The sequence below is a fragment of the Massilia sp. NBRC 108631 genome, assembly GCF_059704565.1.
In genome coordinates this window covers 68982-83466 of record NZ_BAAKJE010000168.1, presented here as the reverse complement: position 1 = coordinate 83466, position 14485 = coordinate 68982, and the positions used below count along the sequence as shown (strand labels likewise).

Here is a 14485-nt window from a genome sequence, read left to right as displayed (position 1 = left end):
CATGATCTACGATTTCGGCTTCAGGCTGGCGCACGGGTCGGGTCGCGGCTTCTTCGGCACGGTATAGCTGGCGTCGTACAGGCCGGGTGCGGCGGCGCTCTCCACGTAGCCCACGCTGCGCACGGTCAGCTTGGGCTCGACCGCATTGAGCCAGCGCGGCACCCCGTAGTCCTTGCGCACATGGCCGTTGCCGGCGATGAGCACCACGTCGCGCGGCTGCTGGGCGCGCAGCAGCTTGGCCATCCAGATGTCGCGCGCGACCTGGGCGTTGACCATGCCGGGCACCATCATGTCAGGCAGCATATTGCAGTGGCCGGCCACGATTTCCTTTTCCTGGCCCTTGAGAATGTCGGCCGGCAGCGGCTCCTTCAGGCGGTACTGCGCCACGGTCTTCTCGTCGAAGCTGGACGCCACGCCGTCGCGCACTACCAGCGAGGCATCCTTGCGCGACAGGTTGGCGGCGATCAGCGGCAGCTCGTAGCGCAAGGCCAGGTCGATGATGGGACGGTACTGGTCCCAGTCCCAGCGCGGGCCGGCCATCACCAGGATGACGCACTGGGCGTCGCGGCAGTCCTTCTGCGCCTTGCTGAGCAGTTCCTGGTTTTCGCGGTCGAACTGCTCCATGGCGATGGCGGGACGCCAGCCGGCTTCCACGCGCCGGAACAGCTGCTGGTAGCGCAGCTTGTGGCCGTCGGGGTTGTCGTGCACTTCGCCCAGCAGCAGCACCTGCGGATTGTCGGTGACGGGTTCGGATTGGGACTGGGTTGGTTTGTTCTTGCTGCCTGCACAGCCGGCGATGGCGGCGGCGACCAGCAGCAGCGCGGGTAGGGAGCGTTTCATGTTGCCTTACTTTGGTTGAGGGAAAACCGGGTCAGCCTCCAGTCTATCCCAAGCCGGCCTCCTTGGTGGGAAGGGGGCCGGCCATCCCTGTCACGCCAGTAGCTTGTGGATCTGCGCGGCGATTTCCTGCACGTGCGTTTCCAGCGCGAAGTGGCCGGTGTCCAGCAGTTTCACCACCGCGTTCGGGTTGTCGCGGCGGTAGGCTTCGGCGCCTGCCGGGATGAAGAAGGGGTCGTTTTTGCCCCAGATGACCAGCGTCGGCAATTGCGTGTCGCGGAAGAACTGCTGGAACACCGGGTACTTCGGCAGATTGTTCTGGTAGTCGAGGAACAGCGCCAGCTGGATCTCCGCGTTGCCGGGGCGCTGCATCAGCAGCGCGTCCAGGTAGTAGGCCTCCGGCGCCACCGCGTCCGGGTTGGCCACTCCGTGGGTGTACTGCCATTTGGTCCCCTCAAGGCTGAGCGATTCGCGCATGGCCTCGCGGTGTTCGTCCGGCGCCGCCCAGTACTGCTTGATGCCGGTCCACGGATCGCCCAGGCCTTCCAGGTAGGCATTGCCGTTCTGCGAGACCAGTGCGGTCACGCGTTCGGGATGGGCGGCGGCCAGGCGCAGGCCGACAGGAGCCCCGTAGTCGAACACGTAGAGCGCGTATTTTTTCAGCTCCAGCGCCTGCACGAAGGCTTCCATGGTGGCGGCCAGGTTGTCGAAGGTGTAGCCGTAATTGCGCTCCCCGGGGACGGTGGTGAAGCCGAAGCCCGGCAGGTCCGGTGCGATGACGCGGTATTTGGTGGCCAGCAGCGGGATCAGGTCGCGGTACATGTGCGAGGAGCTGGGGAAGCCGTGCAGCAGCAGCATCACAGGCGCATCCGGCGCGCCGGCTTCGCGGTAGAAGATGTTCACGCCGTCGGCTTCGACATTGCGGAAGGTGGCTAGGTTCGACATGGTTGGCTCCGTTCTCAATGAAACTGGTTAAATTACGTTTTACTGGTTACTAGATTAGCGTAGAATTGAAACTTGTAAAATCATTTTTTAACGGTTACAGTGAAATTCACTCTTTCGGAGAATGGAATAATGATGGATTTTCTGGGCGATCACCCGGCGCTGGACCTGCTCAACACCGTGGTGCAAGTCAACGGCGAGGCGGTGGAGCGCTGGCAGAGCGGTGCCGACGTGGCGCAATGGCTGGCGCAGGCGGGATATTTGCCGGGCGGCGCTGCTGCTGCTGCTGCTGCTGCTGCCGGGCTGCCGCACTTGTTGGAGCAGGCGCGCGCGCTGCGCGAGCTGCTGCGCAGGCTGGTGGCGGCGCGCAAGGCCGGGCTGGCACTGGACGGGACGGACCTGGCGACGCTGAATGCGGCGCTGGCGTATGGACGGCGCCACATGGCGCTGGCGGCCGGGCAGGATGGCGCGCTGGCCTTGCGACCGGTGTACGCGGCCGATACGGCGCAACAGGTGCTGGTGCCGCTGGCCGAGTCGGCGGCCGAGCTGCTTGCCGGCGACTTTGCGCTGGTGAAGCACTGCGAGAACCCGGAATGCTCGATGTGGTTCATGGACCGCACCAAGTCGCACCGCAGGCGCTGGTGCAGCATGGCGATTTGCGGCAACCGCCACAAAGTCGCCAGTTTCCGCCAGCGCAGGGCCAGCCCTCCTACGTAGGTTGACGTATGTCGTAGTCATTCCTCAATGGTTAATCTCATGTCAATAGTGAACCACAACATGAGAGAGGCCTGGGATGATGAAGATACGAAAACGAGCGTTGCTGGCTGCACTCGCGGCGGCGGCGCCGATGCTGGCGCACGCGGGCGCCACGATACCAATCGGCGAGGACAAATCGGTCAGCGTGGGCTTCGGCATGCGCGGCTCCTATTCCAGCATCGAGGACGGCGCCAGTAATGGCACCTCGCGCTCGAATGACCTGAACCTGGACAGCGCCCGCCTGTTCTTCGGCGCATCGCTGAACAAGAACATCAAGGGCATGTTCAACACAGAGTGGGACGGCGACAAGATCCGCGTGCTGGATGCTGCCGGCCAGTTCGCCATCTCGCCCGAACTCAATATCTGGGCCGGCCGCCTGCTCTCGCCGAGCGACCGCGCCAACATGGCCGGACCATATTACTCGCTGGGCGGCGGCTACTGGGCCGGCGTCTCCTCCCGCTACGGCTACAACGGCGGCATCTTCCGCGGCCGCGACGACGGCGTGGTCGTGTGGGGCAATGTGCTGGAAGGCGGCAAGCTGGGCTACTCCTTCGGTGCTTTCGAAGGCCACACCTTCGGCATCGGCTCGCTGACCCAGAACCAGGCCAGGGCCGCCGGCGTGAAAACCTCCGATTCGCTGATGTACGCCGGCCGGGTGCAATACGACTTCTGGGACGCCGAGCCGGGCTACTACGGCACTGGCAACTACCTCGGCGGCAAGGACATCCTGGCCATCGGCGTGGCTGCCCGTCAGCAGAAGGACGGCGTGCTGACGCTGTCCGGCGTGGGCGACTACAGCGCCTGGAACGTCGACTTCCTGCTGGAAAAGCGCATCCCCGGCTCGGGCGCGTTCGCCATCGAGGCGGCCTATTACGACCACGACACCGACAACGTCATCAAGTCCGAGCAGGGCGAGGCCTGGTCGGCCGGCGCGTCCTATATTTTCGAGCAGGGCATGGGCGCGGGCAAGCTGCAGCCCTTCGTGCGCTTCCAGAAATTCACGCCCGACACGCATCTCAACACGCGCCAGAGCGACGTCGGCGTGAACTACATCATCGACGGCTACAACGCGCAAGTGAGCGCCGTGTATTCGCGCACCAAGGTCGCGGCCGCGCCGGACCAGAACAAATTCGTCGTCGCGCTGCAACTCCAATACTGACCCAACCCATTACGAGGACCGCCATGCAAACTCGCCGCACATTCATCGCCACCTTCACGCAGATCGCCGCCGGCGCCGCCATGCTGATGGGAGGCGTTTCCGCGCAGGCCGCCGACACCATCAAGGTCGGCATCCTGCATTCGCTGTCGGGCACCATGGCCATTTCGGAAACGTCGCTCAAGGACGTGGCCCTGATGACCATAGACGAAATCAACGCCAACGGCGGCGTGCTGGGCAAGAAACTGGAAGCCGTGGTGGTGGACCCGGCCTCCAACTGGCCGCTGTTCGCCGAGAAGGCGCGCCAGCTGATCGCCAAGGACAAGGTCGCCGCTGTCTTCGGCTGCTGGACTTCGGTGTCGCGCAAGTCCGTGCTGCCGGTGTTCAAGGAGCTGAACAGCATCCTGTACTACCCGGTGCAGTACGAAGGCGAGGAGCTGGAGAAGAACGTGTTCTACACCGGCGCCGCGCCCAACCAGCAAGCCATCCCCGCGGTGGAATACCTGATGAGCAAGGACGGCGGCGCCGCCAAGCGCTTCGTCCTGCTGGGCACCGACTACGTGTACCCGCGCACCACCAACAAGATCCTGCGCGCCTTCCTGAAGAGCAAAGGCGTGAAGGACAGCGACATCGACGAGGTCTACACCCCGTTCGGCCATTCGGACTACCAGACCATCGTGGCCAACATCAAGAAATTCTCGGCCGGCGGCAAGACGGCGGTGATCTCCACCATCAACGGCGACTCCAACGTGCCGTTCTACAAAGAGCTGGGCAACGCCGGCCTGAAGGCGACCGACGTGCCGGTGGTGGCGTTCTCGGTAGGCGAGGAGGAGCTGCGCGGCGTGGACACCAAGCCGCTGCTGGGCCACCTGGCGGCGTGGAACTACTTCGAGTCGGTGAAGAACCCGGTCAACTCGGAGTTCATCAAGAAGTGGAAGGCCTACGCCGTGGCCAAGAAGCTGCCGAACGCAAACACCGTGGTGACCAACGACCCGATGGAAGCGACCTACGTCGGCATCCACATGTGGAAGCAGGCGGTGGAAAAGGCCGGCACCACGGATACCGACAAGGTAATTGCGGCGATGGGCGGCCAGAGCTTCAAGGCGCCGTCCGGCTTCACCCTGACCATGGACCCGACCAACCACCACCTGCACAAGCCGGTGATGATAGGCGAGATCAAGGGCGACGGGCAGTTCAGCGTGGTTTGGAAGACCAAGGCCCCGCTGCGCGCCCAGCCATGGAGTCCTTTCATCAAGGGCAATGAAGGCAAGCAGAAGATGTAAAGGAACGCCGGCGCCCAGTGTCGGGCGGGCTGGGCGCTTGCGCCGTAACCCGCCACCACAGGCCACCGGCGGCTCATGGCAGGTTGCGCGTGCAGGCACGCCGACCCGCCCTTCGTACAGCATGACAACCCGGCATATCCCATGAAACGAATTCTGCTAACAGCGCTGCTTTGCCTGCACGCCTTGGGCGTGCATGCCGCAATTTCTCCGGCGTTGCTCGCGCCGCTGGCCGGCGACGATCCCGACGCGCGCATCGAAGCGGTCGGCAGGATCGCCGCGCTGGCCGATGCCGATGCGCTCAAGGTGCTGCAAGCGCTGAACGGCGACACGCTGTACGCCACGCCGGACGGCGCCATCCTGGTCGTCGACGGCGACAAGGCCTGGAACCCTGCCACCGGCGCCACCGGCCCCGTGCCGGACGGTGTGGACGGCGTGGTCGTCAACAATCGCCTGCGCGGTGCGGTCGAGGGCGCGCTATCCGGCCTGGCGCTGCTGTCGCCGCAGCGCGAACAGCGCCTGGCCGCAGCGCTCCAGCTGCAAGCCAAATCCGCCGACCCCGCGCAAGCGCCGCTGGTACGCAAGGCCTACGCGCTGGAGCGGGACGCGGACATCAAAACCATCCTGCAAACCCTGGTCGCCACCGCCGACCTGCACTCGCCCGACGCCGCCGTGCGCCGCGCCGCCGTGGCAAGCCTGGCCGACACCGGCGGCGCCGCGCTGCGCCCTGTGCTGCAAGCTATGCTCGTACAGGACGGCGGCAGCTTCGCCGAACCCGATCCCTCGGTGCGCAGCGCCGCCGTGGACGCGCTGAACCGCATCGACAGCCGCATCGCCCGCACCGAATTCGTCGGCAACCTGTTCTACGGCGTGTCGCTGGGCAGCGTGCTGCTGCTGGCCGCGCTCGGCCTGGCCATCACCTTCGGCCTGATGGGCATCATCAACATGGCCCACGGCGAGCTGCTGATGATAGGCGCCTACACCACCTATCTGTGCCAGTCGCTGTTCCGCCATTACTTCCCGGACGCGCTGGACTGGTATCTCGCCGCCGCGCTGCCGGCGGCCTTTCTGGTTGCCTTCGCGGTCGGCGTGGCGCTGGAGCGCACGGTGATCCGCTGGCTCTACGGCCGGCCGCTGGAAACCCTGCTGGCCACCTGGGGCATCAGCCTGATGCTGATGCAGCTGGTGCGCACCATCTTCGGCGCGCAGAACGTGGAAGTGGCCAACCCGTCGTGGATGTCCGGCGGCGTGACCGTGCTTGGCTCGCTGGTGCTGTCGTACAACCGCATCGCCATCATCGCCTTCGCCATCGTGGTGGTGGTGGCGGTGTGGCTGATCCTGAACAAGACCCGGCTCGGCCTGTTCGTGCGCGCCGTCATGCAGAACCGCCGCATGGCCGACTGCGTGGGCGTGCCCACCGGCCGCATCGACATGATGACCTTCGGCCTCGGTTCCGGCATCGCCGGCCTGGGCGGCGTGGCGCTGTCCCAGCTCGGCAACGTGGGGCCGGACCTGGGCCAGGCCTACATCGTGGACTCCTTCATGGTGGTGGTGCTGGGCGGCGTCGGCCAGCTGGCCGGCACGGTGATCGCCGCGCTGGGCCTGGGCGAAGTGAACAAATTCCTGGAACCGCTGGCGGGCGCCGTCATGGCCAAGATCTCCATCCTCGTATTCATCATCATCTTCATCCAGCGCCGGCCGCAAGGGCTGTTCGCGATGAAAGGCAGGAGCGTCGAATGAGCCTCAGTCTGTATTCTCCCCGCGCCTGGAGCGCGATCTGCGCGGTGGTGGCGGTGGCCGCGCTGCTGCCGCTGCTGAACCTGGTGTTCCCGGCCGGCCATGCGCTGCACGTTTCCAGCTACGCCATGGGCCTGGTCGGCAAGTTCATGTGCTACGCGCTGGCCGCGCTGGCGCTCGACCTGGTGTGGGGCTACACCGGCATCCTGTCGCTGGGCCACGGCGTGTTCTTCGCGCTGGGCGCCTACGCGCACGGCATGTACCTGATGCGCGCCATTGGCCGCGACGGCGTCTATCAGAGCACGCTGCCGGACTTCATGGTCTTCCTCGACTGGAAAACCTATCCCTGGTACTGGTCCATGACGGACAACTTCTGGTACTGCATGGCGCTGGTGGTGCTGGTGCCGGGCCTGCTGGCTTTCGTGTTCGGCTACTTCGCCTTCCGCTCGCGCATCAAGGGCGTGTACTTTTCCATCATCACGCAGGCCATGACGTACGCCTTCATGCTGCTGTTCTTCCGCAACGACACCGGCTTTGGCGGCAACAACGGCTTCACCGACTTCAAGCGCATCCTCGGCTTCAGCGTGACGGCTCCCGGCACCAAGGCGGTGCTGTACCTGGTGACGCTGGCCTTCCTGGTGGGCGCGCTGCTGCTGTGCCGCTGGATCGTCACCTCGAAGCTGGGCCGCGTGCTGCAGGCCGTGCGCGACGCCGAATCGCGCCTCATGTTCATCGGCTACAACCCGCTGTGGTTCAAGCTGTTCGTGTGGACCTTGTCGGCGGTGCTGTGCGGCATAGCGGGCGCGCTGTACGTGCCGCAGGTGGGCATCATCAACCCGTCCGAAATGTCGCCCGCGAATTCGATCGAGATGGTGATCTGGGCGGCGGTGGGCGGGCGCGGCACATTGGTGGGCCCCATCATCGGCGCCTTCACCGTGAACGGCCTGAAAAGCTGGTTCACGGCAGCGTTCCCCGACCTGTGGCTGTTCGCACTGGGGCTGCTGTTCATCCTGGTCACGCTGTTCATGCAGAAGGGCATACTGGGCCTGGTGGAGAAACTGAAGCGCGGCGCGCCGCCGCCGGAACCCGCACCGGCGCCCGCAGCCGATACGGCGCCGCACGCGAGCACGCCTGCCAAGGAGGCCGCATGACCGTCAAACGCGAAGGCCTGGACACGGAACACGGCATCATCCTGTATCTGGACGACATCACCGTGTCTTTCGACGGCTTCAAGGCGCTCAATAAATTGAGCCTGAACATCGGCGTGGGCGAGCTGCGCTGCATCATCGGTCCCAATGGCGCGGGCAAGACCACCATGATGGACGTCATCACCGGCAAGACCCGGCCAAGCTCCGGCAGCGCCTTCTTCGGCCAGACCTACGACCTGGCGGGCATGACGGAATACGACATCGCCCACGCCGGCATCGGCCGCAAGTTCCAGCGGCCTACGGTGTTCGAGCAGCACACGGTGTTCGAGAACCTGGAGCTGGCCGCCAAGATGGACAAGCGCGTACGTCCGACGCTGTTCGCCCGGCTCGGCTCGGAGCAGCGCGACAAGATCGCCGAGATCCTGCGCCTGATCCGCCTCAACGGCCAGGAAGAGCGGCTGGCCGGGCTGCTGTCGCACGGCCAGAAGCAGTGGCTGGAGATCGGCATGCTGCTGATGCAGGAGCCGCAGCTGATCCTGCTGGACGAACCGGTGGCCGGCATGTCGGACGCGGAAACCGCGCGCACCGCCGAGCTGCTGAACGAGCTGCGCGGCAAGCATTCCATCATGGTGGTGGAGCACGACATGGGCTTTGTCGCCGAGATTGCGCAGCAGGGCGAGGTGACGGTGCTGCACGAGGGATCGGTGCTGGCGCAGGGCCGCATGGAGCAGGTGCAGGCCGACGAGCGCGTGATTGAAGTCTATCTGGGACGCTAGGGAGCCATATGCTGCAAGTAGAACAAGTGAACCAGTACTACGGCTCGTCGCACACCTTGCGCGGCGTGTCGCTGTCGGTGGAAAAGGGCGAATGCCTGACGCTGCTGGGCCGCAACGGCGTGGGCAAGACCACGCTGCTCAAGTGCCTGACCGGCGTGCTGCCGGTGGCGCGCGGCAAGGTGACGTTCAACGGGCGCGACATCACGCGCCTCAAGCCGCACCAGCGCGCGGCGGCTGGTATCGCCTATGTGCCGCAGGGCCGGGAAATTTTCGCGCGCCTGACGGTGCAGGAGAATCTGCAGATGGGCATGGCAACGCTGTCGCGGCGCGAAGCGTCCACCATCAGCGGCGAAGTGTACGAGCTTTTCCCTGTGCTGAAGGAGATGCTGGGACGGCGCGGCGGCGACCTGTCGGGCGGGCAGCAACAGCAGCTGGCCATCGCGCGCGCGCTGCTGGCCAGGCCCAAGCTGATTATCCTCGACGAGCCGACCGAGGGCATCCAGCCGTCCATCATCAAGGACATCGAACGGGTAATACGGCTGCTGCGGCAGCGCGGCGATATCGGCATCCTGCTGTGCGAGCAGTACTTCGACTTCGCGCGCGCGCTGGCGGACAAGTTCGTGGTGCTCTCGCGCGGAGAAGTGGTGGCCGCCGGCGCGCCGGACGAAATGGACGGCGAGGCCGTGCGGCGGCACCTGGCGGTGTAGCGCAGCTGCCGCCGGCTCAGGCGCTCGCCACCATCGCGCCCGAGTCGGCCGAGCCGCGCAGCTTGTTCATCGCCAGCGACGCGGCGGCGGTGCGTGTCTCCACGCCCAGTTTCTCGAACACGTGCTCCAGGTGCTTGTTCACCGTGCGCGGGCTGGTGCCGAGGATGTCGCCGATGTCGCGGTTGGTCTTTCCCTTGATGACCCAGTGCAGCACCTCCGACTCGCGCATGGTCAGCTTGAACAGCGCCACCAGCGCCTGCACCTGCGCCGCGTCCGACTCTTCGCGCAGCACCACCATCCACTGCTCCGGGTTACCCAGGTCGCCCGCGCTGAAGATCAGCCGTTGCGCGCCCTGGATCACGTTGAGCGGCGGATAATCCAGGCCCGCCTGGCGCGCTTGCACGGTGGCCGCCAGCCACGCCGTCAGCTCGGCCGGCGTATCGGCCAGTTGCCCGGTGCCCGGCAACGCGAAATAGTTTTGCATCAGCTGCCGCGCCAGCGGCGTTTGCCAGACGATGCGCCCGGTGCGCGGCCCGATCGCCAGGGTGGCGTTGCCGAACGCGTCCAGCGCGCTGCGGGCCTGGTTCATCAGCCGCGCGGTCTGCAAGTGCGCCGCGATACGCGCCAGTACTTCGCTCTGCCGCACCGGCTTGGTCACGTAGTCGGTGCCGCCGGCGCTGAAGGCTGCCAGCACATGCTCGGTTTCGGTCAGCCCGGTCATGAAGATGATGGGTACATGCCGCGTGGCGATCTGCGCGCGCAGCTGGCGGCAGGTTTCAAAGCCGTCCATGCCCGGCATCACCGCGTCCAGCAGGATGATGTCCGGCACCGCTTGCGCGCAGCGTTCCAGCGCGTCCGCGCCGCTGTTCGCCACCAGTACCGTGAAGCCCGATTCGTCCAGTGCGTCGTGCAGCACCGCCAGGTTTTCCGGCACGTCGTCGACGATCAGCACCAGGTGGCCGGGGCGGTGCTCAAATTGCTTCGGTATCATGTTGTTCTCCCAAGTCTTGGTCTGTTTCGCTGCATTGCTCCAGCAGCCGCGCCATTGCATCCAGCTGGAAGCGGGCGGCGTGGCCACGCATGGCGGCGATGAAGGCCGAGTATTGCGGGCCGAGCGTGGCGATTTCGTCGAGCTGGTGGACAATGCCGCGCACATAGCCCAGCTTGAGCTGGGCGCGCAGTTCCACCAACTGGGCGGCGGGCGGGAAGAGCAGCACGGGCGGCGGCGCCGTCTCCGCAGCGGCAATCTCGCTGCTGATGCTCTTCGGCCCCGCGTGCGATATCCACTCCAGCTGCAGCCGGCGGCCAATCCAGTCCAGCAGCTCCGCCACGTTCACCGGCTTGACGAAGAAGTCCTCGGCCGGGATCGCCGCCGGGTTCTCCAGCCCCTTGTCGTACGCGTTGGCCGACACGATGGCGATCGGCACTTCGGAGCGGTGCACCTGGCGGATGATGCGGCTGGCCTCCCAGCCGTCCATGCCGGGCATGGCCAGGTCCATCAGGATCAGGTCCGGGCCGAGGGCGGCATAGTTGTCCACGCAGTCCGCGCCCGACACGGCCTGCGCCATCTCGAAGCCCAGCGGTGCCAGTATGTTTACCAGCAGCTCGCGGTCCACGCGCTCATTGTCCACCACCAGCACCTTGCGGCGGCGGCCCGCGTAGCCGGTACGCACCGCTTCGGGCGCGCCGTCCGCGCGCGCTTCCGTGTGCACGCGCGGCAGCATCAGCTTGATCTTGAACACGCTGCCGCTGCCCGGCGTGCTGTTGAGCGTGAGTTCACCGCCCATCAGCTGCGTCAGCATCTTGCTGATCGGCAGGCCGAGGCCGGTGCCGGCGGCGCCCGCGTGCTCGCCGGCGCTGCCGCGCGTGAACGGCTCGAAGATGGACTCGCGTTCATGTTCCAGAATGCCCGGACCGCTGTCCTCCACCTCGAAGGCCGCCATGTCGCGCGCGTAGCGCACCCGGAACACGATGCCGCCGCGCTGGGTAAACTTGACCGCGTTGCCGAGGATGTTGATCAGGATCTGGCCCAGCCGCTTGCGGTCCGCGCGCACCACGCGCGGCAGCTCGCCGGTCAGTTCGTAGCGGAACGACAGTCCTTTGGCGCCTGCCTGCTGCTCGAACATGCGCACGATCTGGCCGATGAAGTCCGGCAGCTTCACTTCCTTGATGTTGAAACTGAGCTTGCCGCCCTCGATGCGCGCGATGTCCAGCGTGCCTTCGATCAGCGACAGCAGGTGTTCGCCGCTGCCGCGTATCACGCGGATGGCCTGCTGGCGGTGCTCCGGTATCGACGGGTCGTTGTCGAGCAGCTGCGCGTAGCCGAGGATGCTGTTGAGCGGGGTGCGGATTTCGTGGCTGATGCCGGCGATATAGCGGCTCTTGGCCTGGTTGGCCTGGTCGGCCTGCTTCTTGGCCTGCTGCAGCTGCGCGTCGGTGCGGCTGTGCAGTTCGATTTCGCGGGTCAGCAAGCCGGTCTGGCGGTTCGATTCCTCCTGCGCCACGCGGCGGCTCTCGCTGGTGAGCACCAGCCACCACGCCACGATGCCGCTGGCCAGCAGCAGCGCGCCGAAGATCTTGATGAAGGCCAGCCGCAGTTGCGGCAGCATGGTGGAGCCGGCCTGGAGCAGCAGCCGTTCCTCGTGCACGTAGATCAGTCCCAGCAGGCCGCCCAGGAACAGCAGCGTCACCATCATCAGCAGCAGGTAGTGGCCAAGGCCGCTGGTGATGTAGGGCCACATGGACTTGGGCAGCAGCGCCTTCATGGCGCTGTCCCACTGCTCGGTGAAGCGCGCGTGCGGCTTGCACACGTCGTTGCAGCGCGCGTCCAGGCAGCAGCACAGGGAGCAGATCGGGCCCTGGTAGGCCGGGCAGTGCGCCATGTCTTCCGACTCGTACTCCCTGGAGCAGATGCAGCAGACTTTGCCGAGCGTGGCCGCCGGCGCCGGCTGGCGGGCAATGTAATACTTGCCCCTGGTGGCGATGGCGATCAGCGGCGCGGCGGCAAAGGCGGTGCCCAGTGCGATGAAGGCCGAGAAGGCTTGCGCCTGCGCGCCGAACAGGCCGGTGAACGCCGCCACCGACAGCACCGACGCCAGCACCATGGCGCCCACGCCCACCGGGTTGATGTCGTACAGGTAGGCGCGGCGGAACTCGATGCCCTTGGGGCTCAGTCCCAGCGGTTTGTTCACCACCAGGTCCGCCACCACGGCCGTCACCCACGAGATGGCGATATTGGAATACAGTCCCAGCACCTGGTCCAGCGCCTGGAACACGTCCAGTTCCATCAGCAGCACGGCGATCAGCGCGTTGAACACGGCCCACACCACGCGTCCCGGATGGCTGTGCGTCAGACGCGCGAAGAAGTTGGACCACGCCAGCGAGCCGGCGTAGGCGTTGGTCATGTTGATCTTCACCTGCGAGATGATGACGAAGCAGGCCGTCACCAGCACGGCGGCGGTGGGGCTGGCGAACACCTGCTGGAAGCCGGCCAGGTACATCTGGTTCGGGTTGATCGCCTGTGCCAGCGCCACACCGCTGTTAATCGCCAGCAGCGCCAGCAGCGCGCCGCCCAGCATCTTGGCGATGCCGAGCACGATCCAGCCGGGGCCGGCGGCCAGCACGCCCAGGTGCCACTGGATGCGGTTCCTGGCCGTCTTTTCCGGCATGAAGCGCAGGAAGTCCACCTGTTCGCCGATCTGGGTGATGAGCGCCACGCCGACGGCGGTGGCGGCGCCGAAGGCCAGCATGTTGAACTGGCCGTTGCCGGGCGACTGGCCGGCGAACTGCCCCAGTTGCGTGAGCAGCTCCGGCTGCTTGACCGCGATGGCGATAAACGGCAGCACCAGCAGCAGCAGCCAGACCGGCTGCGAAATCATCTGGATGCGGCTGATCAGGGTCACGCCGTGCGTCACCAGGGGGATCACCACCAGCGCGCTGACCATATAGCCTATCCATAACGGCAAGCCGAAATACAGCTCCAGCGCGTAGGCCATGATGGCCGCTTCCAGCGCGAACAGGATGAAGGTGAAGGAAGCGTAGACGAAAGACGAAATGGTGGAGCCGATGTAGCCGAAGCCGGCGCCGCGCGTGAGCAGGTCCATGTCCACGCCGTACCTGGCGGCGTAGTAGCTGATCGGCAGGCCGGTGAGGAAGATGATCAGGCCCACTGCCATGATGGCCCAGAAGGCGTTGATGAAGCCGTAGTTGACGGCGATGGTGCCGCCGATCGCTTCCAGCACCAGGAAGGAGATGGCGCCGAAGGCGGTGTTCGACACCCGGAACACCGACCATTTGCGGAACGAGCGCGGCGTATAGCGCAGCGCGTAGTCTTCGATGGTCTCGTTGGCCACCCAGGTGTTGTAGTCGCGGCGGATCTTGACGATGCGCTGCGGCGGTTCCTGATCGGCCACGCCCGTTTTTGGTGCAGACACCGGCATTTTGCATTCCCAGGTAGCGTAGTCCTGGTGTTGCTAGCAAGTTTTACGCCCGGCGTTGGCCGGCGCGCTCCCGTGTCACCTCATCCACCATCTCGCGCAGGGCCGCCAGTAGCGGGTGGCGCGCCGTGTGCCGGGTGCCGTAGCCAAGGTTGAAGGCGTAATCGAAATCGTCCGGGTTCATGCCCTGGTTGTGCTGGATCATGGTCTCCAGCTTGTCGAGCCCCTTGACGATGCGCGCCTCGGGCGAGGCGGCGTTGTCGTACTCGTCCCATAGCGACAGCAGCTGGGTGCGCAGGCGTTCCGGCAGCGGGGCGGCCAGCGTCTGCAAGTCCTCCCGTTCGCGCGCCGATTTGTCCGGCATGCCGGGCGTTTGCGCGATGGCCGGGATGTCGCCATGGAGCGCCTCGCCCAGGTCGTGGATCACGCACATTTTGAGGATGCGCGCGAAGTCCAGGCCCGGCAGCTCGTCTTCCAGCAGCATGGCGAACAGGGCCAGGCGCCAGCTGTGTTCCGCCGTGCTCTCGCGCCGGCCCTCGGAGGTGTGTGCCGTGCGCAGCACGTTTTTGAGCCGCTCGGCCTCCTGCAGGAAGGCGATGCAGCCGGTCAGTTCGGATTTGTCCATGCCCTTACTTTACCAGCAGCGGGTTTTCTGCCGCAAATTGGTGCAAAAGAATGGCACGGTAGTTGCATCGTGGGAGTGACCGATA

Annotated in this window: 12 protein-coding genes; 7 read left to right on the top strand and 5 right to left on the bottom strand. The window is 65.7% G+C overall.

All coding sequences use genetic code 11. From position 1 onward, the window contains the following. Positions 1 to 6: 6 nt before the first annotated feature. Both AC6H42_RS17620 and AC6H42_RS17615 read right to left on the bottom strand, forming a co-directional pair. Positions 7 to 840: a ChaN family lipoprotein gene (locus AC6H42_RS17620; protein ID WP_057153210.1), complete on the bottom strand. Its 834-nt coding sequence runs from the start codon at positions 838 to 840 to the stop codon at positions 7 to 9. 90 nt (positions 841 to 930) lie between these two features. Further along, the gene (locus AC6H42_RS17615; RefSeq protein ID WP_057153211.1) at positions 931 to 1782 is read right to left on the bottom strand and encodes an alpha/beta fold hydrolase; all 852 of its coding nucleotides are present in this window, start codon (positions 1780 to 1782) and stop codon (positions 931 to 933) included. Between the two features lie 129 nt (positions 1783 to 1911). Here AC6H42_RS17615 and AC6H42_RS17610 point away from each other — a divergent pair, with 129 nt between their 5' ends. The 7 genes from AC6H42_RS17610 to urtE all read left to right on the top strand — a co-directional run bounded on the left by AC6H42_RS17610 (position 1912) and on the right by urtE (position 9339). Beyond that, positions 1912 to 2496, top strand: coding sequence for a CGNR zinc finger domain-containing protein (locus tag AC6H42_RS17610; protein ID WP_497548597.1), 585 nt, complete (start codon positions 1912 to 1914; stop codon positions 2494 to 2496). Positions 2497 to 2596: 100 nt separating this feature from the next. Continuing rightward, positions 2597 to 3694 (top strand): porin, encoded by a 1098-nt coding sequence (locus AC6H42_RS17605; protein ID WP_497548596.1) that lies wholly within the window; start codon positions 2597 to 2599, stop codon positions 3692 to 3694. 80 nt (positions 3695 to 3774) lie between these two features. Beyond that, the gene (gene urtA, locus AC6H42_RS17600) at positions 3775 to 4974 is read left to right on the top strand and encodes an urea ABC transporter substrate-binding protein (protein ID WP_057153675.1); all 1200 of its coding nucleotides are present in this window, start codon (positions 3775 to 3777) and stop codon (positions 4972 to 4974) included. Between the two features lie 141 nt (positions 4975 to 5115). After that, positions 5116 to 6711, top strand: coding sequence for an urea ABC transporter permease subunit UrtB (gene urtB / locus AC6H42_RS17595; protein WP_497548595.1), 1596 nt, complete (start codon positions 5116 to 5118; stop codon positions 6709 to 6711). Further along, entirely contained in the window at positions 6708 to 7859 is a 1152-nt protein-coding gene (gene urtC / locus AC6H42_RS17590; protein WP_497548594.1) for an urea ABC transporter permease subunit UrtC, read from the top strand. Before urtB ends, urtC begins: the two co-directional genes overlap by 4 nt. After that, on the top strand, positions 7856 to 8632 hold the full coding sequence (gene urtD, locus AC6H42_RS17585; RefSeq protein WP_497548593.1) for an urea ABC transporter ATP-binding protein UrtD: 777 nt from the start codon (positions 7856 to 7858) through the stop codon (positions 8630 to 8632). The genes urtC and urtD overlap by 4 nt, the downstream gene beginning before the upstream one ends. Before the next feature lie 8 nt (positions 8633 to 8640). Next, positions 8641 to 9339 (top strand): urea ABC transporter ATP-binding subunit UrtE, encoded by a 699-nt coding sequence (urtE, locus tag AC6H42_RS17580; protein WP_497548592.1) that lies wholly within the window; start codon positions 8641 to 8643, stop codon positions 9337 to 9339. Between the two features lie 16 nt (positions 9340 to 9355). On the opposite strand, the gene AC6H42_RS17575 is transcribed toward urtE, so the two are convergent. From AC6H42_RS17575 to AC6H42_RS17565, 3 genes are read right to left on the bottom strand one after another with little or no spacing between them, the layout of a single operon-like run. Beyond that, a complete protein-coding gene (locus tag AC6H42_RS17575; RefSeq protein ID WP_057153217.1) occupies positions 9356 to 10330 on the bottom strand; it encodes a response regulator transcription factor in 975 nt (324 codons plus the stop codon). After that, complete coding sequence (locus AC6H42_RS17570) at positions 10311 to 13778, bottom strand: hybrid sensor histidine kinase/response regulator (RefSeq protein ID WP_057153218.1); 3468 nt, start codon at positions 13776 to 13778, stop codon at positions 10311 to 10313. Before AC6H42_RS17570 ends, AC6H42_RS17575 begins: the two co-directional genes overlap by 20 nt. 43 nt (positions 13779 to 13821) lie before the next feature. Further along, a complete protein-coding gene (locus tag AC6H42_RS17565) occupies positions 13822 to 14400 on the bottom strand; it encodes an HD domain-containing protein (RefSeq protein WP_057153219.1) in 579 nt (192 codons plus the stop codon). Positions 14401 to 14485: the final 85 nt, after the last annotated feature.

Coding starts and splice junctions, on each gene's coding strand:
- AC6H42_RS17565 (WP_057153219.1), bottom strand. CDS start 14,400: ATGGACAAATCCGAACTGACCGGCTGCATCGCCTTCCTGCAGGAGGCC.
- AC6H42_RS17610 (WP_497548597.1), top strand. CDS start 1,912: ATGATGGATTTTCTGGGCGATCACCCGGCGCTGGACCTGCTCAACACC.
- AC6H42_RS17620 (WP_057153210.1), bottom strand. CDS start 840: ATGAAACGCTCCCTACCCGCGCTGCTGCTGGTCGCCGCCGCCATCGCC.
- urtD (WP_497548593.1), top strand. CDS start 7,856: ATGACCGTCAAACGCGAAGGCCTGGACACGGAACACGGCATCATCCTG.
- AC6H42_RS17615 (WP_057153211.1), bottom strand. CDS start 1,782: ATGTCGAACCTAGCCACCTTCCGCAATGTCGAAGCCGACGGCGTGAAC.
- urtB (WP_497548595.1), top strand. CDS start 5,116: ATGAAACGAATTCTGCTAACAGCGCTGCTTTGCCTGCACGCCTTGGGC.
- urtC (WP_497548594.1), top strand. CDS start 6,708: ATGAGCCTCAGTCTGTATTCTCCCCGCGCCTGGAGCGCGATCTGCGCG.
- urtA (WP_057153675.1), top strand. CDS start 3,775: ATGCTGATGGGAGGCGTTTCCGCGCAGGCCGCCGACACCATCAAGGTC.
- AC6H42_RS17570 (WP_057153218.1), bottom strand. CDS start 13,778: ATGCCGGTGTCTGCACCAAAAACGGGCGTGGCCGATCAGGAACCGCCG.
- urtE (WP_497548592.1), top strand. CDS start 8,641: ATGCTGCAAGTAGAACAAGTGAACCAGTACTACGGCTCGTCGCACACC.
- AC6H42_RS17575 (WP_057153217.1), bottom strand. CDS start 10,330: ATGATACCGAAGCAATTTGAGCACCGCCCCGGCCACCTGGTGCTGATC.